This is a genomic window from Clostridium sp. TJA038 (assembly GCF_058310255.1).
This window is the reverse complement of the sequence record NZ_JBZEFA010000002.1, coordinates 1-25,948: the sequence shown is the minus strand read 5'-3', so window position 1 is coordinate 25,948 and position 25,948 is coordinate 1. Positions and strand designations below refer to the sequence as shown.

Annotated in this window: 22 protein-coding genes; 16 read left to right on the top strand and 6 right to left on the bottom strand. The window is 26.1% G+C overall.

From position 1 onward, the window contains the following. Nucleotides 1-27: 27 nt before the first annotated feature. A complete protein-coding gene (locus AC4FQV_RS06055; RefSeq protein WP_491139554.1) occupies nt 28-2,214 on the bottom strand; it encodes a stage V sporulation protein D in 2,187 nt (728 codons plus the stop codon). A 213-nt stretch (nt 2,215-2,427) separates the two neighbouring features. Between AC4FQV_RS06055 and AC4FQV_RS06050 the strand changes: the two genes are divergently transcribed. Next, the gene (locus tag AC4FQV_RS06050) at nt 2,428-3,093 is read left to right on the top strand and encodes a peptidoglycan recognition protein family protein (protein WP_491139553.1); all 666 of its coding nucleotides are present in this window, start codon (nt 2,428-2,430) and stop codon (nt 3,091-3,093) included. A gap of 75 nt (nt 3,094-3,168) precedes the next feature. Here the strand turns inward: AC4FQV_RS06050 and AC4FQV_RS06045 are convergent, their stop codons facing one another. Next, the gene (locus AC4FQV_RS06045) at nt 3,169-3,576 is read right to left on the bottom strand and encodes a secondary thiamine-phosphate synthase enzyme YjbQ (protein ID WP_491139552.1); all 408 of its coding nucleotides are present in this window, start codon (nt 3,574-3,576) and stop codon (nt 3,169-3,171) included. A 189-nt stretch (nt 3,577-3,765) separates the two neighbouring features. Between AC4FQV_RS06045 and AC4FQV_RS06040 the strand changes: the two genes are divergently transcribed. The 12 genes from AC4FQV_RS06040 to AC4FQV_RS05985 all read left to right on the top strand — a co-directional run bounded on the left by AC4FQV_RS06040 (nt 3,766) and on the right by AC4FQV_RS05985 (nt 17,810). Next, nucleotides 3,766-4,014 (top strand): CPF_0552 family protein, encoded by a 249-nt coding sequence (locus AC4FQV_RS06040; RefSeq protein ID WP_491165024.1) that lies wholly within the window; start codon nt 3,766-3,768, stop codon nt 4,012-4,014. A gap of 166 nt (nt 4,015-4,180) precedes the next feature. Then, nucleotides 4,181-6,382 (top strand): 1,3-beta-galactosyl-N-acetylhexosamine phosphorylase, encoded by a 2,202-nt coding sequence (gene gnpA, locus AC4FQV_RS06035; RefSeq protein ID WP_491165183.1) that lies wholly within the window; start codon nt 4,181-4,183, stop codon nt 6,380-6,382. Between the two features lie 153 nt (nt 6,383-6,535). Continuing rightward, nucleotides 6,536-8,278 (top strand): sensor histidine kinase, encoded by a 1,743-nt coding sequence (locus tag AC4FQV_RS06030; RefSeq protein ID WP_491139550.1) that lies wholly within the window; start codon nt 6,536-6,538, stop codon nt 8,276-8,278. 13 nt (nt 8,279-8,291) lie between these two features. Then, a complete protein-coding gene (locus tag AC4FQV_RS06025; RefSeq protein ID WP_491139549.1) occupies nt 8,292-9,872 on the top strand; it encodes a response regulator transcription factor in 1,581 nt (526 codons plus the stop codon). Between the two features lie 132 nt (nt 9,873-10,004). Beyond that, entirely contained in the window at nt 10,005-11,390 is a 1,386-nt protein-coding gene (locus AC4FQV_RS06020; protein ID WP_491139548.1) for a carbohydrate ABC transporter substrate-binding protein, read from the top strand. Between the two features lie 68 nt (nt 11,391-11,458). Then, complete coding sequence (locus AC4FQV_RS06015) at nt 11,459-12,394, top strand: carbohydrate ABC transporter permease (RefSeq protein WP_491165022.1); 936 nt, start codon at nt 11,459-11,461, stop codon at nt 12,392-12,394. Then, entirely contained in the window at nt 12,388-13,269 is an 882-nt protein-coding gene (locus AC4FQV_RS06010) for a carbohydrate ABC transporter permease (RefSeq protein ID WP_491165019.1), read from the top strand. Before AC4FQV_RS06015 ends, AC4FQV_RS06010 begins: the two co-directional genes overlap by 7 nt. A 188-nt stretch (nt 13,270-13,457) precedes the next feature. After that, nucleotides 13,458-14,153 (top strand): TVP38/TMEM64 family protein, encoded by a 696-nt coding sequence (locus AC4FQV_RS06005; protein ID WP_491165017.1) that lies wholly within the window; start codon nt 13,458-13,460, stop codon nt 14,151-14,153. After that, nucleotides 14,143-15,249: a (Fe-S)-binding protein gene (locus tag AC4FQV_RS06000; protein WP_491165015.1), complete on the top strand. Its 1,107-nt coding sequence runs from the start codon at nt 14,143-14,145 to the stop codon at nt 15,247-15,249. Before AC4FQV_RS06005 ends, AC4FQV_RS06000 begins: the two co-directional genes overlap by 11 nt. A gap of 82 nt (nt 15,250-15,331) precedes the next feature. Next, on the top strand, nt 15,332-15,922 hold the full coding sequence (locus AC4FQV_RS05995) for a CDP-alcohol phosphatidyltransferase family protein (protein WP_491139543.1): 591 nt from the start codon (nt 15,332-15,334) through the stop codon (nt 15,920-15,922). Nucleotides 15,923-16,186: 264 nt separating this feature from the next. Next, the gene (locus AC4FQV_RS05990; protein ID WP_491139758.1) at nt 16,187-16,819 is read left to right on the top strand and encodes a DUF47 domain-containing protein; all 633 of its coding nucleotides are present in this window, start codon (nt 16,187-16,189) and stop codon (nt 16,817-16,819) included. Continuing rightward, nucleotides 16,812-17,810, top strand: coding sequence for an inorganic phosphate transporter (locus AC4FQV_RS05985; protein WP_491139542.1), 999 nt, complete (start codon nt 16,812-16,814; stop codon nt 17,808-17,810). The genes AC4FQV_RS05990 and AC4FQV_RS05985 overlap by 8 nt, the downstream gene beginning before the upstream one ends. Nucleotides 17,811-17,875: 65 nt before the next feature. Here AC4FQV_RS05985 and AC4FQV_RS05980 read toward each other — a convergent pair whose 3' ends face one another. The 4 genes from AC4FQV_RS05980 to AC4FQV_RS05965 all read right to left on the bottom strand — a co-directional run bounded on the left by AC4FQV_RS05980 (nt 17,876) and on the right by AC4FQV_RS05965 (nt 22,806). Then, on the bottom strand, nt 17,876-19,771 hold the full coding sequence (locus AC4FQV_RS05980) for a PTS fructose transporter subunit IIABC (protein ID WP_491165013.1): 1,896 nt from the start codon (nt 19,769-19,771) through the stop codon (nt 17,876-17,878). Between the two features lie 3 nt (nt 19,772-19,774). Next, the gene (gene pfkB / locus AC4FQV_RS05975) at nt 19,775-20,695 is read right to left on the bottom strand and encodes a 1-phosphofructokinase (RefSeq protein WP_491165011.1); all 921 of its coding nucleotides are present in this window, start codon (nt 20,693-20,695) and stop codon (nt 19,775-19,777) included. Beyond that, on the bottom strand, nt 20,695-21,441 hold the full coding sequence (locus AC4FQV_RS05970; protein ID WP_491139539.1) for a DeoR/GlpR family DNA-binding transcription regulator: 747 nt from the start codon (nt 21,439-21,441) through the stop codon (nt 20,695-20,697). Before AC4FQV_RS05970 ends, pfkB begins: the two co-directional genes overlap by 1 nt. A 264-nt stretch (nt 21,442-21,705) precedes the next feature. After that, nucleotides 21,706-22,806: an AI-2E family transporter gene (locus AC4FQV_RS05965; protein ID WP_491165008.1), complete on the bottom strand. Its 1,101-nt coding sequence runs from the start codon at nt 22,804-22,806 to the stop codon at nt 21,706-21,708. 256 nt (nt 22,807-23,062) lie between these two features. Between AC4FQV_RS05965 and AC4FQV_RS05960 the strand changes: the two genes are divergently transcribed. The 3 genes from AC4FQV_RS05960 (at nt 23,063) to AC4FQV_RS05950 (ending at nt 25,461) form a co-directional block, all read left to right on the top strand. Continuing rightward, nucleotides 23,063-23,725, top strand: coding sequence for a cysteine hydrolase family protein (locus AC4FQV_RS05960; RefSeq protein ID WP_491165006.1), 663 nt, complete (start codon nt 23,063-23,065; stop codon nt 23,723-23,725). A gap of 208 nt (nt 23,726-23,933) precedes the next feature. Further along, on the top strand, nt 23,934-24,857 hold the full coding sequence (gene glsA, locus AC4FQV_RS05955) for a glutaminase A (RefSeq protein WP_491139536.1): 924 nt from the start codon (nt 23,934-23,936) through the stop codon (nt 24,855-24,857). A 157-nt stretch (nt 24,858-25,014) separates the two neighbouring features. Continuing rightward, nucleotides 25,015-25,461, top strand: coding sequence for an MgtC/SapB family protein (locus tag AC4FQV_RS05950; protein ID WP_491139535.1), 447 nt, complete (start codon nt 25,015-25,017; stop codon nt 25,459-25,461). Nucleotides 25,462-25,948: the final 487 nt, after the last annotated feature.

Genomic DNA, 25,948 nt, shown 5'->3' with positions numbered 1-25,948 from the left:
ATGTATACCTTTTATATTGTTAAATTTTTAATATCCTAAAGTTAAAGTGATTTTAGAATTACCAGGAACAACTTCATCCTTAGTAATACTTTGATTAATTACATTAGGACCTTCTCCAACAAATTCTCCTAAAAGTCCTATTTGATTTAATAATTTTTCAGCAGAGGATTTATCAATATTTTTAAAATCAGGAACAATAACATCAGTATTTAAGTTTGAGCTATTTCCAGTTATTAAAGTTATTTTTGAATCTTTAGATATTTTATATCCAGGACTTGGTGTACTTTCGACTACAAAATTTCCATCTCCTTCAATTTCGTAGTCAATACCTAGTGTTTTTAACATATTTACAGAGTCTTCTAAGGGTAAGCCTCTAATCTCTGGTATTATAGTATTCTCTTTTTTATTAAGATTTTCTTCTAAATTAAATTCACTTAAGTCTATATAATTAAATATATTTTCAAATAACATTCCAGCTAAAGGAGCAGCAACTCTTCCACCATAGTATTCACCATTTTTAGGGTTATCAACAGCTACCATAACAGAGATTTGTGGATTATCATAAGGAGCAAAACCTACAAAGGAGGCAACATATCCACCGCCATATCCACCAGTTTCTGGATTAACCTTTTGGGCAGTACCAGTTTTCCCAGCTACACCAAAGCCTTCTTTATAAGCACCTTTAGCAGAGCCATTTTTAACAGCATTTTCTAAAACTGACCTTATATATTTAGAAGTTTCTTTACTTATTAAATTTTCCTTTTTATTTGCATTAAATTTTTCATCTATAATTCTATTATTATTTTTATCTATATGACTTATTTCTTTAACTAGATGAGGTTGAATTAAGGTTCCGCCATTTGCAACAGCATTTACAGCAGTCATAAATTGAATTGGGTTAACAGTATTAGTTTGTCCAAATGATATAGTTGCTAAATCCATTTCTGTTATATTCTCAGTTTTTTTGATTATTCCAGGAGCTTCTCCTGGTAAATCAACACCAGATTTTTTGCCAAGACCAAATTTTTTTATATATTCATTTAATTTTTCAGCACCTAACTTTTCTCCAAGATTCATAAAGCCAACATTACAAGAGTTTTGTATTATTTCTTCAAAATTTTGAGTTCCATGTCCTCCCCTTTTCCAACACTTAATAAATCTATCTCCCTTTTGAAGTCCACCATTACAAGTGTAAGTTTCATCTTTTCCAGCTAATCCCTCCTCAACTGCAGCAGAAGCAGTTATTATCTTAAAAATTGAACCTGGTTCAAAGGAGTCTGATACAGCCCTATTTCTCCACATTTTTTGTATTCTATCTGAGGAAGTATTTCCAGTAAAGTTTTCTGCACCATCATAAGGTTTATTTGGATTAAAATCAGGTTTATTTGCCATTGCTAAGATTTCGCCATTATTTGGATTCATTATTATTACAGAGGAAGCATCAGCATTATGATTCTTTAAGCCTATATCAGCAATTTGTTCTGCGAAATATTGAAGTTTTTCATCAATTGTTAAGACTACATCTTTACCATCTACAGGAGTTGTAAATTTAGATATTGTGTAAGGATATTCTGCACCATCTTTAACCATTTCAGTTATCTTTAATCCTGGAGTTCCTGATAAAACTTTATCGTATTTTAGTTCAATACCATTTAAGCCTACACCATCTGAATTAGTAGTACCAAGAACATGAGATAGAAAATTATTTTTAGGGTAATATCTTTGAGTATCTGGAGAGACCATAACTCCGGGAATATTCAAATCCTTAATTTTATCAGCTTTTTCTTTTTCAATTCTTCTAACTAATATAGCACTACCAGCAGGGGCTCCAGAAGGAAGTTTGAATTCTAGTTTTTTTAAAACTTTTTCTTTTTCTATATCAAGAATTTTAGATATTTCTAAGGATAAATCCTCATTAGTTTTTCCAGTTTTTTTTGTATAAGCTCTAATTGCATTTAAGTTTAAATCTATTCTATAAAGATTTGAACTAATAGCAAGTTCTTTTAAATCTCTATCTAATATTTTCCCTCTTCTTGCAGATATTTTAACTTCATTTGTCCATTGTTCTACAGCTAGATTAGAATATTCAGGACCTTTTATTATCATTATATAAGATAGTCTAATGCTTAAAAGAATACATAGAATTATTATAAAAGCAAGGACAAAAGAAAGTCTTTTTCTTATTATTGCCATATCTCTATAGGATTTCTTCAATATATATACCTCCTTTAAAAAACTTATCTATACATAATATTAGGATATTAAGAATTTAATTATAAATTTTTGAAAAAAGCTTTCTATAAAATTTTTTAAAGGAATTAAGAAATTTATATTAAAAAAATATATTACTATATAGATATTAAGAAGATAATTGTATATTATTTACATATAAGGTTTATTTATGAAGTTTGTCTGAGGGGTGAGTATTTGGAGAGAAAAAAAATAGAAAATAATAATTTTAGAAATAGAAAAAAATTTTTTTTAAGAAGATTAATTTGTTTATTAGGAATTTTAATTTTTATTTTATTAATAATTTACTTTATTATGTCTAGTTTTATAAAAGAAGAAAGCTATAGAGGAATTTATAATAAAAATATTTCAAGTAGACAAATAGAAAATATTAAAGAGAATTTAAACATAAAAGAGGCAAATTATACTTGGGGAATTGGTCTTAAAAAGGGAAATAATCCTAAGAAGATAGTAATTCATCATTCTGCAACAGAAGTATCAAAGAGTCCAGAGGAAATTCATAAAATACATCTAGAAAAAGGATGGAGTGGCATAGGATATCATTTTTATATAAAAGAAGATGGTACAATTTATAAAGGAAGAGAAGAAAATGTTATAGGGGCTCATGCAAAGGGAGCTAATTATAATACCTTAGGAATTTGTGTAGAAGGAAATTTTGAAAAGGACGGATTAAAGGAGAAACAAAAAAAATCCTTAATAAATTTAGGAGCATATTTAAGTTTAAAATATCCAATAAAAGATGTGATTATGCATAGAGATGTTGTTGATACTTTGTGCCCAGGAAGTTTGTTTCCAATAGATACAATTAAACAAGGAATTATAAATAAAATAAAAAATTTTTAAAAATTTATTTTATTTTTAAAGTTAAGAAAGTAGTAAATTTTCATTACTTTCTTAACTTTAAAAATTTTATTTCTTTTAGCCTTCTATAATTTTTACATAAAAAGTTCTATTTCTAGGACCATCAAAATCACAAAAATATATATCCTGCCATTTACCTAATATTAAACTTCCCTTGTTAATTATTAAACTTTTAGAAGCTCCTATTGTGGAACTTTTAAGATGGGCATGGGAGTTTCCTTCAAAATGACTATATTCATGGTCTCTAGTTGGATATACTCTTTCAAAACCATAAATTAAATCTTTGACAACATCAGGGTCTGCATTTTCATTTATTGTTATACCAGCAGTAGTATGAGGACAGTAAACTAATACTATTCCATTTAGGATATTGCTTTTTTTTATATCATCTATTATATAAGATGTTATTTTAAGCATACTTTGAGAGTTTAATGTTTCTATTTTATGTTCGAAAAAATTATTCATAAAGACACCTCTTTAAAAATTATTATTTACATAATTAATTATATAATAAATTTATATTAAAGGTTATTTTTATTATTATGAATATAGTTATTATTTTTTGTAAATAATAACTATATATTGTTTAAGAATAAAGTGCTAATATATGTTAAAATATATTTTATAATATTATATTTTTAGGGAGGATTTACAATGTATACTATTATGGCTATTAAAATATCACCTAGAACAGTAGTAGCACCTAAGGTTCAAGAGATATTAACTAAATATGGATGTATAATACATACTAGAATAGGATTGCATGAAGCTACTGAAAATACCTGCTCAACCTCAGGATTAATTCTTTTAAATCTTACACCAAGTGCTACAGATGAAATAAAAAAATTAGATGAAGAACTTAATTCTTTAGAAGATGTTACAGCTAAGTTATTAAATCTATAAAAATTTTTAAAAACCATACTTCTTTTAGGGAGTATGGTTTTTTTATAAAAATATCAAAATTTTCGATTATAAAGTAAATAAATTACATTTAATATAATATTAGTAAGTGATAATATTATTTTATAAATTAGGGGTAATTATATTTATTTTTAATGGAGGAAATTTTATTATGACTTTAAAGGGTAGAGTTACAATACCAACAGATTCTAATATGAAAGAAGAAATAAAAAATATAATAGATAAGTGGGGCGCAGATGCTATTAGAGATTGTGATGGGACTAAATTGTCTAAAGATATTGTCGATTTAGGAGTTAAGTTATATTCTACATACTTAACTGTTAGAAGTGATCAAGAATGGGCTAAAGATAATAGAGATGAATTACAACAACTTTATTTAATGTCAGAACCTGTTACTGCCTTATCTGAAAGAGTTAAAATAGATATTTTAAGTGGATATTATAAGGAACAATTTGAAATAGATAAGCTTCATGATGAAAAAAAATGGTGGGAAGTTATAGATAGAACTAATGGAAAGGTTTTAGCAAATTCAAAATGGATCTTTAATAAGGAAAGTGAAATATTAACTATAGAAGAGGCTATACCTTATCATCAATATACAGTAAATTTTTTAGTTTATATGATTTGGGACCCAACTCAAATGTATAATCATATAACTAATAAGTGGGGAGATAAACCTCATGAAATGCCTTATGATTGTAGACAAGAAAAAAGTAAAAAACATGTTAAAAAAGCATTGAAAAAATGGATTGATGAAAATCCTAATATTGATGTTGTTAGGTTTACTACATTTTTTTACCATTTCACCTTATGTTTTAATGAAGTTGCTAAAGAAAAATTTGTTGATTGGTTTGGATATAGTTCATCAGTAAGTCCTTTAGCATTAGAAGAATTTGAGGAGGAAAAAGGATATAAGTTAAGACCAGAACATATAGTTGATGCTGGATATTATAATTCAACCTTTAGAGTTCCTACTAAGGAGTATAAAGATTTTGTAGATTTTCAATGTAAGAAAGTCTCAAAAATGGCTAAGGAATTAGTTGATTTATGCCATGAAAATGGAAAAGAAGCCATGATGTTTTTAGGGGATAATTGGATAGGAACAGAACCTTATGGAGATTATTTTGAAAGTATAGGTTTAGATGCAGTAGTTGGTTCAGTTGGAAATGGAACAACAATGAGGATGATATCTGATATTAAAGGAGTAAAATATACTGAAGGTAGATTTTTACCTTATTTTTTTCCAGATGTATTTAATGAAAAGGGAAATCCAGTTTTAGAGGCTAGAGAAAATTGGATACAAGCAAGGAGAGCTATTTTAAGAAGTCCCTTAGATAGAATTGGATATGGGGGTTATTTAAGTTTAGCTACTAAGTTTCCAGAGTTTGTTTCACAGGTTGAAAAAATATGTAATGAATTTAGAGAAATCCATGAAATAATAAAGGGAACAAAGGCTTATGTTGCTCCTTTTAAAGTAGCAGTTTTAAATTCTTGGGGAAAATTGAGAAGTTGGCAAACTCAACAAGTAGCACATGCACTATGGTATAAGGAGATATATTCTTATGCTGGAATAGTTGAATGTTTAAGTGGTATGCCTGTAGATGTTGAGTTTATTAGTTTTGATGATATATTAGAAAATGGAATTTCAGAGGATATTGGAGTTATTATAAATGCTGGAGATGCATATACGGCTTGGAGTGGAGGAGAATATTGGAAAAATCCTAAGTTACTTTCTATTATTAGAAAGTGGGTTCATAATGGAGGCGGTTTTATAGGGGTTGGAGAACCTAGTGCAATACACTATGAAAATAATTTTTTCCAATTAGCTGATGTTTTAGGAGTGGATAAAGAGGTTGGATTTAGTTTAAGTACTAGGAAATATAATATTTTAAATCCATATCATTTTATAACAGAAGAAATTGGAGAAAAAGATATTGATTTTGGAGAAGGAATGAAAGGAGTATATGGTAAAGGAAAGAATTATCAAGTTCTAAGAATGGATTTTGGTAATAATCATTGTAGAAAAAATAATTTTAGAGGAGATGTTACTTGTGCTATAAATACTTATGGAAAAGGTAGAAGTGTTTATTTTGCAGGATTTCCATATACACCAGAGAATTGTAGAATTTTACTAAGAGCACTTTATTGGGTTTCTAGTAAGGAAAATAAAATGAAAGATTTTTATGTAAGTAATATTGATACTGAATGTGCAGCCTTTTTAGAGGTAGGGAAAATTGCTATAATAAATAATACTCAAGAGGAAAGAACTACAGATTTATATATTTATGGAGTTAAAAAAGAAACTTTGATTTTAGCTCCTATGGAAATAAGATGGATAAGTATAAAATAAATAAGCTTTTTCTTTAATTCCCTTATTTATAGGACTCTTAGCAAAATATTTTGCTAAGGGTCTTTTAATTTAAAAAAATATGGAATTTCGAATAATTACAATAAATTACAAATATGATAAAATATTAAAAAGACTTAAAGAAATTTTTAAGAGGTGAGAAAAATAAAAAAATCTATAAATAGGTTTTTAGAAAAATTCCCTAATTTCTTAAGAAATATTTCAATTAAAAATAGACTTATAGCATCTATTTCAATAGGGATAATACTATGTAGTAGTATATTAGGAATAATTTTATATGCTAAGTCAACAAAGGCTTTAAAAAGTAATGCTATTGATTATTCTAAGACAATGTTATCTATTATGACTGAAGATATTTACAAAAGTAAAAAAAATATTGAACAAGCTTCTATTGAAATGGCTATGGAAGAAAATATAATAAATACTCTAATAAATTATAAGTTTTTAGGTTCAAAAGAAAAAGAAAATTTTTATATTTATATTGAAAATTATTTATTAAATAATTTATCTCTTTTAGCTGATATAGCAGAAATAGAAATAGTTTCTAAGGATTTCGATATAGCTTATATGCAAGGATTTAAATATTTTAAAATTGATGATGTTAAAAGATATTCAGAATATGCTAAGAAGGGAATAAGTTGGTTTTATACTTTTTTAAATAATAAAAAGCATATATGCACAGTAACTCCAATTCGAAATGAGGATTCTTTAGTTGGATACATTTTTATAGCTTTAAAAGATGAAGTTTTTTCATCATCTTTTTCTCTTTTTAATTTAGATGAAGGAGAAGAAATCTTTATTTTAGATGATAATTATAATTTAATAATTTCAGAAAATACTTTGATAGATGAAAAATTTATAAAGGAAAGTCTTAATTTTGAAATAGAAAATAATGAAGGAATAATAAATAGTGTAATTTTAGGTGATAAAGAATATATAGCTATATATAAAAAGCTTAAAGGGTTTAATTGGACTATAATTTCTATGATTCCTTATGACTTTATAAATTCAGATATTAGTAGTTTGAGAAAAGAAATGAGTTTAATAGGATTAATTTTTCTTTTAGTAATACTAATATTTTCTTATTTATTATATGCAAGTATAAAGGTTCCTTTATATAAGTTACTAGATAGGATGAAAATTGTATGTAATGGAGATTTAAAGGCTTTAGTAAATGATAATTACAATGATGAAATAGGAATTATATCAGATAATTTTGATTCTATGTTAATTAAAATAAATGATTTGATAGAAAAATCAAAGCTTCAAGAAGTAGAAAAAAGAGATTTAGAAATTAGAATGTTACAAGCACAAATAAATCCTCATTTTCTTTTTAATACTTTAAATTCTTTAAAGTGGACAGCTATTATGAATCAAGATTATACAGTAAGTGAAGGGCTTAGTTCTTTAGCTGAGTTATTAAGAAATACAATAATAGATAAAAATGAACTTATAAGTATTAGAAAAGAAATTGAAAATATAAAGAATTATATAATTATACAAAAAATAAGATATGGGGATTCTTTTGATGTTAAGTATGAAATAGAAGATAATCTATTAGAAAATAAAATTATAAAATTTCTTTTACAGCCTATAATAGAAAATTCTATAATTCATGGTATTGATGATGAGAAAAACAATCAAGAAATTATTATTAAAATAGTTTCATTAGAAGAAAATATTTTAATTACTGTTATAGATAATGGAAAGGGTTTTGATTATGAAAGTGATAATAAAAGTAATAAACTTTCAGGAATAGGATTTAATAATGTTGATGAAAGAATAAAATTAACCTTTGGAGCAGATTATGGCGCTAATATTAAAAGTGAAATTAATAAAGGAACAATAGTTTATATAGTTATTCCTAAAAGAATATGAGGGGGTGGATTTAATGTTTAAGGTTATTATTGTTGATGATGAAAAAATAGTGAGAATAGCTATGCAAAATATAATAGATTGGGAAAGCCATGGATTTAAAATTATTTCTTTAGCTAAAGATGGATTAGAAGCACTTAAAAGTATTGAAAATCTAGGAGCTGATCTTGTTATAACTGATTTAAAGATGAAGGGATTAAATGGTATAGAATTAATAGAAAGGTTAAAAGAAAATAATTTTAAAGGAAAAATACTTGTTCTTAGCAATCATGGTGAGTATGAATTAGTTAGAGAAGCTATGAAAAAGGGCGCTGATGATTACTTAATAAAAGTAACCTTAAAACCTAGAGAGTTAGAAGAAATTGTTGACAAGTTTAAAGAAAACTTAGAAAAAGTAGATATAGAAAAAATAGAAAATTTAAAACTTAGAAAACAGTATTATAAAACTAAAAAAATAGCAGAGATGGCTATTGTTAGAGAATTTTTAAGAGATGAAATATCCTATGAGGATTTTTATTATGAATTATCTAAAAAACATATTTTAAATGAAAACTTTGATTCTATTGTTGGAGCTTGTATATATATTGATAATTATAAGAATATATATGAAGAAAAAATAAAAGATAAAAATAAATTAACAACAACTATAGAAAACATAATTAAAGAGGAATTTGTAAGAGTAAATATGTATTTTATTCCTATAAATAATCATAAATATATATTTTTATGTAAAATGAATTTAAAAGACTTAGAGGAAAAGATTTTTCACATAAAAAGGTTAATTGCTCTTTATTTAAATATTAATTGTAGTTTTATTATTATTAATTCTATAGAAAACTTACAAGATTTTAAGCATAAATATAAAAAGGTTCAAGAAATAATAAGCTTAAAGTTTTATGAAAAAAATAGTTATATATGTTCTTTAGAGGATTTTGTAGGTTTTGGAGATTCAATAAAGCTTAAAAAAGAGGTAAATGATATTATTTTGGAAAATATAGATTTAGGATATATAGATGCAAATAAAGCTTTAATAGAAGAATTTTCAAGAAGATGTGGTATTTTAAAGGTTAATCCAAAAAATTTAATAAAAGATGTTAGTTTTATGTGTGAACTGATTGAAAATAATGAATATGTAAATGAAGAAGATAAAGAGGGCAAAGAGTTAAAATATAAACTTTTAAAAAGTAATTCTTTAGAGGATTTAATAAAAAATTCATCTAATTTAATAGAGTATATTAATAATAGATATATAAAGAATAAGGAAATACTTTATAAAAAGGAAGTAAATGAAATTATAAATTTTGTTGAGAAAAATATTCATAAAAGAATTACCTTAGTAATGGTATCTAAGGCTGTTAATCTAAATGAAAGTTATTTAAGTAGAGTTTTTAAAAATGAAACAGGTAAAAACTTAATGTATTTTATAAATGAGCTTAAGATGAAAAAGGCTAAGGAACTTTTAAAAAATTCAGACCTTTTAGTAAAAGAAGTTGCAATTAGGGTTGGAATGACAGATCAGTTTTATTTTAATAGGGTATTTAAAAAGTTTTATGGAGTAAGTCCTTCAAAATATAAAAAAGAAAGTATAAAAAAATAGTATTAAAAAAATATATAAGTAAAAAAAGTACATGTTTAGGTAAAAAAGTTGTATTTTAAAAATCTTTATAAAGAAGTATTATATAGCTATATGGAAAATGTTTACAAGTTAGGGGTATGGAGGTAAAGATTTATGAAGAGAAAGTTAGTTAAAGTTTTAACCTTAGCATGTGCTACAATTATAGCTTCTTCTGCATTTATAGGCTGTGGAAATAATGAAGAAAAGCCTGTTGAGGAAGCCAAGCCATCAACTGAAAGTTCAGAAGGTTCAGGAGAAAAGAGAGTTTTAGAAATAGCTATTTTTGAGGGCGGATTTGGAAAAGATTATTGGGAAGCTTGTATAGAAGCCTTTGAAGCTGAAAATCCAGATGTGGAAATTAAAATGGAAGCAAATCCTAAAATAGGTGAAATTATAAGACCGAGATTATCATCAGATAATGCACCTGATTTTATATATTTAAGTACTAACGATAATTCAGGTGTTGGAAATGCTTTAATAAAAAGTAAGTCTTTAGTTGATTTAACTGATGTTTTTGAGAGAGAAGACCCAGATAATCCAGGACAAAAGTTAAAAGATAAAATATTACCAGGATTTTTAGATACTCCACTAACTGCACCATATGGAGATGGAAAGGTGTTTTTAGCTCCTCTTTACTATAACGTTACAGGTATGTGGTATAATAAAGCACTTTTTAGAGAAAAGGGTTGGGAAGTTCCAGAAACTTGGGATGAATTCTTTGAACTTGGTAAAAAAGCTAAGGAAGAAGGAATTGCTCTTTATACTTATCAAGGACAGGTTCCTGGATATAATGAAGCATTATTATTTCCAGCTTTAGTGAATTCTGCAGGAGAAGAAGCATTAAATGATATATTTAATTATAAAGAAGGTGCTTGGACTAATCCAAAAGTCAAAAATGCATTAAATATATTCCAAAGAATTGCAGATGAAGATATGCTTTTAAATGGTACTGTAGGTATGACGCTTACTCAAGCGCAAGTTGAGTTTTTAAATGGAAATTCTGTATTTTTACCTTGTGGTAGTTGGTTAGAAGAAGAAATGAAAGATGCTATACCAGAGGGCTTTGAATTTGGTTTTATGGCACCACCACCATTTGAAAAAGGTGATGATAGATATGTAACTACTATGTTAGAGCAAATGTATATACCTTCAAATTCAGATCAAATAGATTTAGCTAAGGATTTTCTAGCATTCCAATATACTGATAAGATGGTGCAAAAAAATGCTGAAATAGCTAATGCTGTTGTTCCAGTTAAGGGTGCATTAGAAATGGCTAAGGATTATTTAAATGCTTCAGGATATGAAACATACAAGATAGTTGAAGATGGAGCTAAGCCTATAACTTTATCCTTTAAACCTACAAATTCAAAACTAAATTTTACTGGTGATAGTATATATGGACCTATAGGTAGCATAATGAATAAGGAATTAACTTTAGATGAATGGGTTAACAATATAGAAAAGGATTCTCAAGTTTTAGCTAAGGATATTATTGAATAATATAAGAAATAAATTTAAAAAGGAGAGATTTGTTTCTCCTTTTTAAAAATTATAGGAGGTTAAGGCTTATGAGAAGTAAAAAAAGAAAAATTTTTTTAGCAATGTGCATATTACCTGCACTTACATTATTTCTTATATTTATGGTATATCCAATATGTAAAGGTTTTATTATGTCGCTTTATGATTGGAATGGGATTTCAGGAGAACCAGTTTTTGTTGGCTTAGAAAATTTTAAATCACTTTTAGATGATAGATATTTTAAGGAAGCGTTTGGGAATACATTTACAATTATAGTTTTATTTCCAACAATAACAATTACATTATCTTTATTTTTAGCAGTAGTAATAACTCAAAGTAAATTAAGGGAAAAGAATTTTTATAGAATAATATTATTCTTTCCTAATATATTATCAATGGTTGTCATAGGTGTATTATTTACATATGTCTATGACCCGTCAATAGGACTTTTTAAAGCTTTTTTTGAGATGATTGGTTTAGATAAGTTAGCAGGCTTATCCTGGCTTGGGGATTCAAAATTAGTAATTTTAGCTTTAATTATGACAATGGTTTGGCAAGCTGTTGGTTATTATATGGTAATTTATATAGCAGGACTTGATGGAATATCACCATCTCTTTATGAGGTTTGCTATTTAGAAGGAGCTTCTGTTTGGCAAAAATTTAGATATGTAACATTACCTCTTTTATGGGAAGTAGTTAGGGTAACCTTTGCATTCTTTATTACAGGAGCATTAAACTTAAGCTTTATTTTTGTAACGGTAATGACAAAGGGAGGACCTGATGGAAAGTCTGAGGTTTTATTAACTTATATGTATAAGCAAGCCTTTACTAATTCTCAATATGGATATGCTATGGCTATTGGTGTTACGGTATTTACTTTTGCTATGGCTCTTGCACTTCTTGTTAATAGATTAAGTAATTCAGATTTAAGAGAGGAAAAGAGAATTAAAAAATTACAGTCTAAAAAGGAGGGCATTATATGTTAGAAATTAAAAAAAGAAAAAGTATAGGCTTAGATAGAGAAAATAAGTTTAAAAATATAATGTCTAATACTTTATTAAGATTTATTTTAATAATATCAGTAATATTGGTATTGATACCAATATTATGGACAATAATGTCTTCTTTTAAAAGTTCTAGAGAATTTTATGCAAGCCCATGGACTTTTCCTGAAAGCTTTAGTTTTAAAAATTATATAACAGCTTTTGAAGAAGCTAATATGGGGCGTTATTTCTTTAACTCAATTTTTGTAACCATTATAGCTATTATTATTTCATTATGTTTAAGCATACCAGCTTCATATGTTTTAGCAAGAGAAAAGTTTTTTGGATGTAATTTAATAAGAAATTTATTTATGGGAGGATTGTTTATACAAGGAGCATATATTATAGTTCCTTTATTTACAATGCTAGATAAAATGAATTTGTTAAATAACTTGCTTGTTTTAGCCTTTATATATGGGGTTTTGAGCATTCCATTTTCTACTTATATAATAAGTGGATTTATGAAGGGAATTGCAAAGGATTATGAAGATGCAGCTAAAATAGATGGATGTACTGATTTTCAAGTTTTAATAAGAATAATAGTTCCTTTAGCGAAACCTGGAATTATAACAATGACTATTTTTAATTTTATGAGTTTTTGGAATGAGTATGCAATGTCAATGACATTTATAACAGATATAGATAAAAAAACTCTTTCAGTTGGACTTCAAAATTTAATGGAAGTTCAAAAATATGCTACAGATTGGGGAGCTTTATTTGCAGGACTTGTTATAGTTATGCTACCAACTATGATTATATATTCTTTAGTCCATAAAAAATTAACAGAAGGAGTAAACATAGGAGGAGTAAAAGGATAGAATATATTTAAGGCAATTATAGCTTTTAAAAGTTATAATTGCCTTTTTTTATTTATAATAAAATTATTTTTTATGAATTTATATAGAAATTTGTGAATTTTTTTATATAATTAATTAGTAACTTAAGATAAAAATTAATATTAGTTATTTAAAATTCATTATTACTAATATTAAGTGGAGGAGATAATTTGAAAAAAACTATTAAAATTTGGACTTTTACTTTAATTTTTTTGATTATTATATTGTTAATATACTTTTTTATACCAAGTATTAATTATAAAGTTAATCAAATGTTTTTTTATTTAGGATGTATGGATTTAAAAATGATAAAAGAATATATCTTATCTTTTGGAGCTTTAGCACCTATAGTATCATTTTTTCTTATGGTAATTCAATCAATAATTGCTCCTATACCAGCTTTTTTAATAACATTAAGTAATGCCGCTATATTTGGTTGGATTAAAGGATCTATATTATCTTGGAGTAGTTCAATGTGTGGAGCCATATTATGTTTTTATATATCAAAATTTTTAGGAAGAGATATAGCAGAAAAATTAACTAGTAAGTTTGCCTTAAAGGATATTGATAAATTTTTTGAGAGGTATGGAAAATATACAATTCTTATAGCAAGATTACTTCCCTTTATATCCTTTGACTTGATAAGTTATGGTGCAGGGCTTACATCTATTGGGTTTTGGCAATTTTTTATTGGAACTGGTATCGGACAGTTACCTGCTACAATTATTTATTCCTATGTTGGAGGAATGTTAACTAGAGGGAATCAATTACTTATGAGTGGTATTTTAATATTATTTTCTCTTACTGTAGCAATTTATCTTTTGAAGAAAATTTTTAATAATAAGAGGGGTAAAAATGAAAATTAGTGAGCTAAAGAAAAATTTAGATAATTGTATAGATTGTGCTTTATGTTATGATGTTTGTCCTATGCTAAGTGCTTTTGGAGATAAGACTAAAAATATATTAGATAATATGTATTTAAATAAAATAAATTCTTATGATATTGCATATTCCTGCATGCTTTGTAATAGTTGTGTGGAAAAATGTCCTAAAAATATAGATTTAAAAGGAATGTTTCAAAATTTAAGAATAAAATTATATAAAGAAAATTTAAGAGAGGCTAATAAATCTTTTAAATTAAGAATTGTTAGAAATCATCAAAGGGCTAGTTTTTCTAATTTTTTAGCATCAAAAAATAATAATAGAAAAGTAGATAGAATTTTTATTCCAGGTTGTAGCTTAAGTGGATATGATAATAATATTATTTTAAAAATAAGAGATTATTTAGTTGATAATTTAAAGGAGGTTGAAGTAATTTTAAAGTGTTGTGGAAAACCTTCAAAGGATATTGGAAATTTAGATGGATTTAAAAGTAATATGAATAAAATAAAACAATTTTTACATGAAAAAGAAGTTAAGGAAGTAATAGTAGCTTGTGAAAATTGTTATAAAACCTTTAAAGAAGAATTAAAAGAAATTAAAGTTATAACTCTTTGGGAAACTATAGATAATTTTAAAATTCCAAAGGAATTAAAGAGTAAATATTTAAATTTACAAGATGAGTTTGCTTTGCATGACCCTTGTCCAATAAAAGATGAGGAAAAGATTCATGATTCTGTCAGAAATATACTTAAAGACTTAGGAATTAAAACATTAGAATTTGAGAAGAATAGAAATGAAACTGAGTGTTGTGGTTGTGGCGGAATGGTAGGAGTGACAAATAAAAAATTATTTAAAAAGCAAAGGGATAAAAGAGCTAATTCTACAAATTGTAAGAATATAATTTCTTATTGTGAATCTTGTGTTAGTGCTTTTAAATATTCAAATAAAAATTCCCTACATCTATTAGACTTTATATTTAATGACGAGGTAATTAGTGGAGAAATTAAAAGTCAAAAATCTATAAATAGTCTTAATCAATGGATAAATAGAATAAAGTTAGTTAAAAAATTAGAAAAATAAAATTAGATTTTATATTAAAAATATAAAATTTATTATTTTTAATATACTAAAGAATTAATATAAGATAGGAGAAAGTTAATTAATGTTAGATACTTATGGAAGGAAGTACGTAAATCCACTAATAGATTTTGGAGCAAAACTTTTATTAAAGTTAAGATTAACTCCAAATAAAGTTAGTATATTAGCTTTATTTATAGGAATTTTAAGTTCAATAGCTCTTTACTTTGATAAATTATTTTTTTCTATAATTTTGCTATGGATATCTGGATATTTAGATTCTGTTGATGGGGCTATGGCTAGGAAAAATAATATAAGTAGTTCTTTTGGAACTTTATTAGATATAACTTTTGATAGGATTGTTGAAGTTAGTATAATATTCATATTAGCTTTAAAGTTTGAAAATAGTAGGTTACAGCTTTTAGTACTTATGATTATGATTTTAATATCTATGACAATATTTTTAACTGTAGGAGCTCTTGCAAAAAATGAAGGGTTTAAGTCTTTTAAATATCAAGCAGGGCTAGCTGAGAGGTCTGAAGGCTTTATTTTCTTTACCTTTATGATTTTATTATCATCAATTAATTTAAATTTATTAACTAATATATTTTCTATAATAATATTTATAACAATAATTCAAAGAGCATTAGAGGCAAAGAAAATATTAAATAAATAGATTAATTAAATGTTAATAATAGAAATGGGGATTAAAAATTAAAGTAATAAATTATGTATTTAAAGTAAATAAATAGATTAATTAAATTATTTTATTTAATTAAATTTAAAAAAAGTTTTTTAAAAAATAAACAAATGGATAAAAATATATTCTGTGTTAACTATAAGTTAATTAATTAACTGAAAGTTAAAAATGAAAAAATATTATGATATACTATATTTGTTCAATAAAAATTCATAATAAGAACCAGGAGATGAAATGCGAATGTTTAATTTAAATCCTAAAGATGATAAATTTTATGATATGTTTATCGATGAAGCAAAAAACGTAGAAAGGGCAGCAGAAATATTGTGCGAAGCCTTAGGGGATCTTGAAAATAAAACAAGCCATGTAGCTAGGGTAGAAGAATTAGAACATAAGGGAGATGAAATAGTTCATAAGCTTATAGAAGAATTAAATAACTCTTTTATAACTCCTATTGATAGAGAAGATATATTTTCTATAACAAAAAGAATGGATGATATTTTAGATTCTATAGAAAGTACTATGCATAGATTTACAATGTTTAATATAAATGAATCTAGAGAAGGCGCTAAGGTTTTAGGAAATTTAATTGTTGATGCTTCAAGAGAACTTGTAGCTTTAATGGAAGAATTTAAACATATGAAAAAGAAGAATAAAGAAATTACAGATAGAGTAATATCAATAAATAAAATAGAAAATAAAGGAGATATTTTCTATAGACAGATGATATCAGAATTATTTGCTGAAGATGGTAAAATTCCAGTTTTAGATATAATAAAATGGAGAGAGATATATAAGTTTTTAGAGGCAACTTTAGATAGCTGTGAAGCAGTTGCTAATATAGTTGAGGGAGTAGTGATGAAGTATGTCTAGTACTTTAGCTGTAACAGTAGTTATAATTCTCTTAACTTTAGCTTTTGACTTTATAAATGGATTTCATGATACTGCAACAGCTGTTGCAACTTCAATTTCTACTAGAGCACTTTCACCTAAGTCAGCTATAGCTTTATGTGCTATATTTAACTTTGTTGGAGCATTTTTAGGAACTGAAGTTGCTAAAACTGTAGGTGATGGTATAGTAGACCAAAGTAAAATGCCTTTATGGGTAATTGCAGCAGTTATATTAGGTGCTATAATATGGAATCTTATTACTTGGTATTTTGGTATTCCAAGTAGTTCTTCACATGCTTTAATAGGCTCTTTAATTGGAGGAGGAATAGCGTATTCTCATTCTATAAACATAGTAAGTTGGGGAACTCTTTTTGATGAGGTAATACTTTGGCTTATTTTATCACCTATTATAGGATTAATAGTAGGGTACATATTTATGGTTTTATTAAATTGGGCACTTAGAAAATGTAAACCAGGACCAATAAATAGAATATTTTCTAAATTACAAGTTGTTTCAGGTGCATTAATGGCTTTAAACCATGGTGGTAATGATGCGCAAAAATCAATGGGTATAATCACAATGGCACTTTTAAGTGGAGGATTTTTATCAGCTTTTGAAGTACCAATATGGGTTATAGGATTATGTGCAATTGCAATGGCAACAGGAACTTCAATTGGAGGACAAAAAATAATAAAAACTATGGGAAGTGGAGTTGCTAAATTAAATGCAGTAAATGGATTTGCCGCTCAAACTGGAGCAGCAGGAGTTATTGGAATAGCTACAATGTTTCATGCGCCAGTAAGTACAACTCACATAATAACAACAACTATTATGGGAGTTGGAGCATCTAAAAATCCTAAAGCAGTTAAATGGGGAGTTGCTAAAAATATAGTTTGGGCTTGGATTTTAACAATTCCTATAAGTGCAGTAATATCAGCTATAGTGGTTGAGATACTTAAATTTATATTATAAAAAAGGATAAAATTAAGGATTATATGAAATTATTAATTTCATATAATCCTTTTAATTTTATAAATTTATTTACTATTATTGTTTACAGGTTTCTTTAAGAATCCTATTATTAGAGCAGCTACAACAGAGCCGATTAAAATTGATAAAACATATAAAAGAGGATTTCCTTCAACAACAGGAACTACAAATATTCCACCATGAGGAGCTGGTAATCCTATTTTGAAAATCATAGATAATCCACCTGCTAAAGCTGAGCCTATAACACAAGCTGGAATAACTCTAAAGGGGTCAGCAGCAGCAAAAGGAATAGCACCTTCAGTTATAAAGGTTAATCCCATTATGTAGTTAGTTGCACCAGCATCTCTTTCATCTTTAGTAAATTTATTTTTAAAGAAAGTAGTTGCTAGAGCTGTAGCTAAAGGAGGAACCATACCACCAGCCATTATAGCTGCATGAGGATAATAGTTTCCAGAAGCTATCATAGCTATTCCAAAAGTGAATGCAGCTTTATTTATAGGACCACCCATATCTATAGCCATCATTCCACCTAAAACAATTCCTAAAATAACTAAGTTTCCAGTTCCCATATTTTGTAGCCATATTGATATAGTATTATTTAAAGCAGTTACAGGACCAACTATAACTAAATACATTAAAGCTCCTGTTATTAAAATTCCGAATAGCGGATATAATAATACAGGCTTAATACCTTCTAAAGATTGTGGTAATTTACTAAATATTTTCTTTAAGAATACAACTACATATCCACCAAGGAAACCAGCAATTAATCCACCTAAAAATCCAGAGCCACTATTTGCAGCGATTAATCCACCTACCATAGCTGGTGCAAAACCAGGTCTATCAGCTATACTAGAACCAATAAATCCAGCAAGTACAGGAATCATAAGGAAGAATGCGTTTCCTCCACCAATATCTTTTAGTAATTTAGCTATTGGGCTAAAAGATGGGTCATTTATATCTGCTGAATTTATACCAAACATAAAGGATATAGCGATTAAGATACCACCACCAACAACGAAAGGTAACATATTTGAAACACCATTCATTAAGTGTTTATAAAATCCTCTTCTTTCAGTTTTTGAAGAGGAACTTTCAGAAACAGAACTACTAGAATTTGAATAAATAGGAGCAGAGCCACTTAAAGCTTCATTTATTAATTCTTCAGGTCTTTTCATAGCTTGTACAACAGGAACTATTACAACCCTTTTACCATTAAATCTAGCCATTTCTACTTGTTTATCAGCAGCAACTATTATTCCATCAGCTTTTTCTATATCCTCTTGAGTTAATTTATTTTTAACTCCTGTTGAACCATTAGTTTCTACCTTTATATTTATATTCATATCTTTAGCTGTTTTAGAAAGAGAATCAGCTGCCATATAGGTGTGTGCAATACCAGTTGGACATGCTGTAACAGCTAATATGTATTTTTTATTTGAATCATTTTCTACATTATTAGAAGGTTCATTTTCATTATTATCTTTATCTTCTTCAAACTTATCTAAAAGAGATAATACTTCTTTAGGGCTTTTAGCATTTAAAAGACCATTTTTAAAATCTGGGTTCATTAAAAGTACTGAAAGTCTAGATAAGGTTTCTAAATGTTCTTCATTTGCTCCTTCAGGTGCTGCAATCATAAATACTATATTAACAGGAGTGCCATCAATAGAGTTGTAATCAACACCATCTTTATACATTCCAAGAGCTAAGGAAGGAACTTTTACTGCCTTTGTTTTTGCATGGGGAATAGCTATTCCTTCTCCAATACCAGTAGAAGATGAATTTTCTCTTTTTAAAATTTCTTCTTTATAAAGATTTTTATCATTTAGTTTTCCAGCATTCCATAAAACATCAACTAGTTGGTCTATAACTTCAGTTTTGTTACATGCTGAAAGATTAAGTTTTATTGTATCAAGACTTAATAATTGAGAAATTTTCATATTTTAAACCTCCTTATACTTTTCAATTTCTATAGTTTTTAATAGCTTATTAACGTCCTCATATGTAGCAAGGTCTAAGGAAAAAGCACTAGCACTTCCTGAGGCTATACCGTTTTTAAAAGAAGATATTAAATCCTTAGTTTCTACATACTTTGCTAAAAATCCACCTACTAAAGAATCACCAGCACCTACTGAGTTTATAACTTTTCCCTTTGGTGCATTTCCTTTATATACATTATCCTTAGTTATTAATAAAGCACCATCTCCAGCCATTGATATTATTACGTTCTCAGCACCAAGAGTAATTAACTCTTTTCCGTATTTAATAAGTTCTTTTTCTGAATTTATTTTTACATTGAATATTTCTTCAATTTCATGATTATTTGGTTTAATTAAAAAAGGTTTGTTTTTTATAGCCTCTAAAAGAGCTTTTCCAGAGGTATCAACGATAACCTTTACATTATTCTTAGAAACTTTTTCTTGTATTTGAAGATATAAATCTCTAGGTAATGTAGAAGGAATACTTCCAGCAAGAACTAATATATCTTCATTTACCAGTTTATCTAGTTTATTGAACAAAGCTTTTAGATTTTCTTCTGTTATTACTGGACCTAAACCATTTATTTCTGTTTCTTCATTAGATTTAATTTTTACGTTAATTCTTGAATCACCATCTACTTTTATAAATTCAGTTTTTACACCTAATGAAATTAAGCTATCTTCAATAAATTTTCCAGTAAATCCACCAAGGAATCCAAGGGCTATATTATTTACTTTTTGATTTCCTAGAATTCTTGAAACATTAATTCCTTTTCCACCAGGAAATTTAAAGTCTTTACTTGTTCTATTTACTTTTCCTAGCTCTAAGTTTTCTACATCTATGACATAGTCAATAGATGGATTAAGAGTAAGAGTATAAATCATTAAATATCGACCACCTTTATATTAGTTTTTTTATCATAAGTATTGTCTTCAGGTTTTTTATTTGTTATTATTGTGCATTTATTTATATCTGAAAATTTTATTGTTGAAATTTCTCCAAATTTAGAATAGTCAGCTAAAACATAAGACTTTTTAGAATTTTTAATTGCACATTCTTTTAATACAGCTTCTTCTGTATCAGGAGTAGTAAGTCCATAAGAATGATGAATACCATTTGTACCAATAAAACATTTATCAAATCTAAATTTTGAAAGACACATTAAAGCATCACAACCAGTTACGGCTTTAGTAGATATTTTTATTGTTCCACCTATTATGTAACATTTAATATTTTTTTGTATTAAGGTATCTATATGAGATAAACCATTACTAACAACTAATATATCCTTATCTTCTAAGTAATCTATTAATTCATAGGTTGTTGTACCAGCATCTATAAATATACAATCACCATCTTCAATAAGAGAAGCAGCATATTTTGCTATGGCTCTTTTTTCATGAGTGTTTTTGGATGATTTTTCATTATAGCTTAATTCTTTGGAAACATTATCTAAAGATTTAGCACCGCCATGCACTCTTTTTAAGAGATTTATAGATTCTAAATAGCTTAAGTCTCTTCTAATTGTAGATTCAGAGCTTTCAGTACTTTCAAGTAATTCTGTTAAACTAACAAAGCCTTTTAATTTTAGTAAATTCAGTATTATTTCATGTCTTTTTTCACTTAACATAATAACCTCCTAAAACCTTGTAACTAAATTATACATTCAAAAACATTCAAAATCAATAAAAAACATTCAAAAACATTTAAAGTTACAGGTCTTTTTTATTTAAATATATGAAATATAAATTTTAATTTATTAAAATAATTTTTATATAAACTATATTATAATAAGAAATAAATTTTATTATAAATAATTTATAAAAATATATTCTATTTTAATTATAATATATTAAAATAAATAAAAAGAAGTTGTCTTTTAGACAACTTCTTTTTATTCTGCTCTATATTCAAATTTTTTTATAAGTTTTATTACATATATTTTTATAACGGACATAACAGGGCTTCCTAATATCATTCCAATAGGACCATATATTGCTCCACCAATTGTTACTCCAAGAATTACTAAAAATGGACTAAGACCAACTCTATTACCTATAAGTTTAGGGTCTAAGTACCAAGCATCAAATTGTTGAAGGATAAATAAATATATAAACACAATAACTGCTTTTACTGGGCTTACAAATACATTTATAAAGAAACCTACAATCATTCCTATGAAAGGTCCAAAGTATGGAATCATATTTGTTATACCAACAACAAAGGAAAGTAGAAGTGCATATTCAGATTTTAATAAGGTTAAACCTACAAAGGCTAATACACCAATTATTAATGAATCTAAAGCTTTTATTCCTACATAAGTACCGATTTTTTCATTAAGTATTTTTATAAAGGATAGGATTTCACTACCTAGTTTTTTACCAAAAATAATTTTAGTTATTTTACTTCCATGAGATAAAAATTTATCCTTATCAATTAAAACGTAAATTGATATTAAGAAACCAAATACCCAATTTATTATTGAACTTGTTAAACTTATGGCAGCATCTAAAAGCCAATTAGATAATAAGGTAATCATAGAGCCTATAAAGTTTATAACTTTATTAGCATCACTATGAGGAATATATGAATTTATACCTTCAGGAACCTTAAAGTTTGCCATTATATTTGTAAATAAATTTTGCACATAAGTAGTAAACTCAGGAATATTATCTATTAATTCTATTAAACTTGTGTATAGCTTTGGTAGCAAGTAAGTAGCTGCTAAGGATATTGAAGTTAAGACTAACAAATAAGTTATAACTATACTAAGTCCTCTAGATAATTTAAACTTTTTACTAAATAAATTTACTATTGGGTTTAAAATATAGGCAATTATAAAAGCTAATAAAAATGGAAGAATTACAGCTAAAATAGCATCTATAAAAGACATTACACCATGCATGTTATCGATTAGTTTTATTGATACATAAGAAACTATAATTACTAAGAAAATTTTTATATAAGCTTTATTATTTTTAAAAAAGTTACTCAATAGTTAACCTCCTTTTTCATAAATTAAAAATTAAATCTTAAATATTATAAAAATACTCTTTGATTATATGGTTTTAAAATAAATTTATCAAATAGTATTTATTTAATATATAAATATAATAAATTAATTTATTTTATGTAATCTTTAAAAAAATCTTAAGAATTATTTTTTAACTAAATGTTAAAAATATTTATAATTATTGATAAAGAAATTAATTAACTAGATAATAAGATATATATAAGTATGGGGGGACTTAATGATTTTTATGTGTAGCAAGAAAGTTTTTTTAGAAGAAAGTATAGAAATGATTGATTTCATTCATGATAGAATGAAAAACTTAAGTTGTTTAAAGTTAAAGGATTTAGATTTAAATAAAACAATGCTTTTAATAGTTGATATCAATAAAGGATTTGCTAAAAAAGGAAATTTATATAGTGAAAGAATTGAACGTTTAATAGAACCTATATATAATTTAACAAAGAAAGCTTTAGATAGTGGAATTAAGGTTAAAGCTTTTACAGATTATCATACTAAGGATTCTTTAGAACTAAAAAGTTATCCTACTCATTGCATAGATGAAAGTGATGAATGGGAAATTGTAGAGGAATTAAATTTAGAAGGAATTGATGTTATAAGAAAAAATTCTACAAATGGATTTTTAGAAGAAAAGTTTAATTTTGATTATGAAAAAATAAAAAACATAATAATAGTAGGAGATTGTACAGATATTTGTGTATATCAATTAGCCATTACTCTTAAAACTGATTTTAATAGAGTAAATAAAGAGGGCGATATATATGTAGTTAAAAATCTTGTAGATACTTTTGATTCACCAACCCATAAGGCAAATTTTATGAATTATATATTTTTAAATTCTCTTATTGATAATGGGGTTAAAGTAGTAAAGGATATTATTTAAAAAAAGAAAGTGTTTTTAGTAATAAAAATATATTATTAACTTTTAAAAGTGTATAAAATTTAATAATTTTTAAAAAAAATTAATAAATTAAATTGGATTCTAAATAAAACTCACAAATTTTAAATTATATAAAATTTGTGAGTTTTGATTTTAATTCTCTTAAGTTAGTATAATGTTCATATAATTACTATGAAGGGAATTGATTATTATGAAGATTGATTTAGAGGAACTGGTAAGTAAAAATAAAAAATATACAAAGAAAGGTCATGTAGCTACATATATACCTGCTTTAGCAGAGGTTGACCCTAATAAATTAGGAGTTTATATGTATGATATAAAAGAAAATAAAGAATTTTCTGCTGGAGATTGTAATATTAGATTTGCTATAGAGAGTATATCAAAGGTTCCTACATTAATTCTTGCAATATTAGATAATGGAATTGAAAAAGTTTTTTCAGAGGTTGGAGTTGAACCTTCTGGTTTTGCCTTTAATTCTATTATGAATATGCAAATAAATAGAAAAAATAAGCCTTCTAATCCTTTTATAAATGCAGGAGCTATTAAAGTTGTTTCTTTATTAAAAGGAAAAGATGATAAGGAACGTTTTGAAAGAATATTAAAATTTTATAGAAAGATAATGGATGATGAAAACATAGTATTAGATGAGGAAATTTATTTATCTGAAAAGGAAACAGGAGATATAAATAGATCCCTTGCTTATTATATGAAAGGAAAAGGAATAATGAAAGGGGATGTCAATGATATTTTAGATTCCTATTTCAAGCAATGCTCAGTATTAGTTAATGCTAAAAATTTAGGCAAATTAGGAGCAGTTTTAGCTAATGAAGGGGTAATGCCATGGAATGGTGAAAGATTATTTAAAGTAGAAGTCGCAACTATAATAAAATCATTAATGACTACTTATGGATTATATGATGAATCAGGTGATTTTTCAGTTCACATAGGACTTCCATCTAAAAGTGGTGTAGGAGGAGGAATTTTATCTACAGTTCCTAATAAATATGGAATAGGATTATTTAGTCCACCTTTAGATAAAGCAGGAAATAGCGTTGCTAGTATTAAACTTTTAAAAGATATTGTAGATAAGTTAAAGCTAGATATTTTTAGATAAATAGATAGAAAAAATTAGGTTTAATTATGTTTAGATAATTATCTAAGTATAATTAAACCTATTTTTATTTGATGCAGAATAGTTTTTAATTAATTAAATAACAAAGAGAAGTAATAATCATATTTTATTATTAAAGAAGTATTTAAGGATTATTAAAATGGATGTTTATTCTCAATTATTTAAATTATTGTTATCTTCTATTATAGGACTAATAATTGGTTTTGAAAGAACTAGGAGAAGAAAGTCAGCAGGTATAGGTACATTTTCAATAGTTTGTATTACCTCTTGTTTATTGACTTTAATATCTATTTATGGCTTAGGAAGTGATTCGGATAAATCTAGATTAATAGCAAATATAATTACTGCCATAGGTTTTTTAGCAGGAGGAGTTATTTTTACTGTTAATGATAAAAATAAGATTGAAGTAAATGGACTAACTACAGGTTCAGAAATATTTTGTGTTGCATCTTTAGGTATAGCTATAGGTATAGGGTTATATTTATTAGTTTTTACAGTTGTAATTTTAGTTCAAATAAATATATTAATAGCTTTTATTATAAAGAAGAATTATAAAAATACAAAATTAGAAAATAATGATGATTAATATAAAGGAACTTGAATTAGCAATTAAAGATAAATTGAGTTTTAAAATAGGTATATGTTATTAGAACAGTTAAATTTATTCTTAAGGATAAGCGCAACTGTTCTATAATTTTTAAATAAGCTAACATAAATAAAAAGTAAACTTTTCCTAGTGTATCTACATGAATATGATTTAGAAAATTAAAGATTTTTAAAGAATAAATAATATAATTATGTAAAATGGGTATATTGATAATATATAATATATACTTATGTGATAAGATTAAGAACGTCGCTAAGATAACTTCAACAAATTTGTATCGAATATTAAATCACATTAAAAATGTTTGAAAAAATATTTGAAAAAAATGTTGACAAAGTTTCTAAGTGATGATAAACTAAAGAAGTCGCTTGAGGGCGACAAAGAAATGGTCTTTGAAAATTAAACAGAAGATATTAACATAAACCAGCAATTCTTTTATAAGTAATATGAGTATAGATTAAACTTT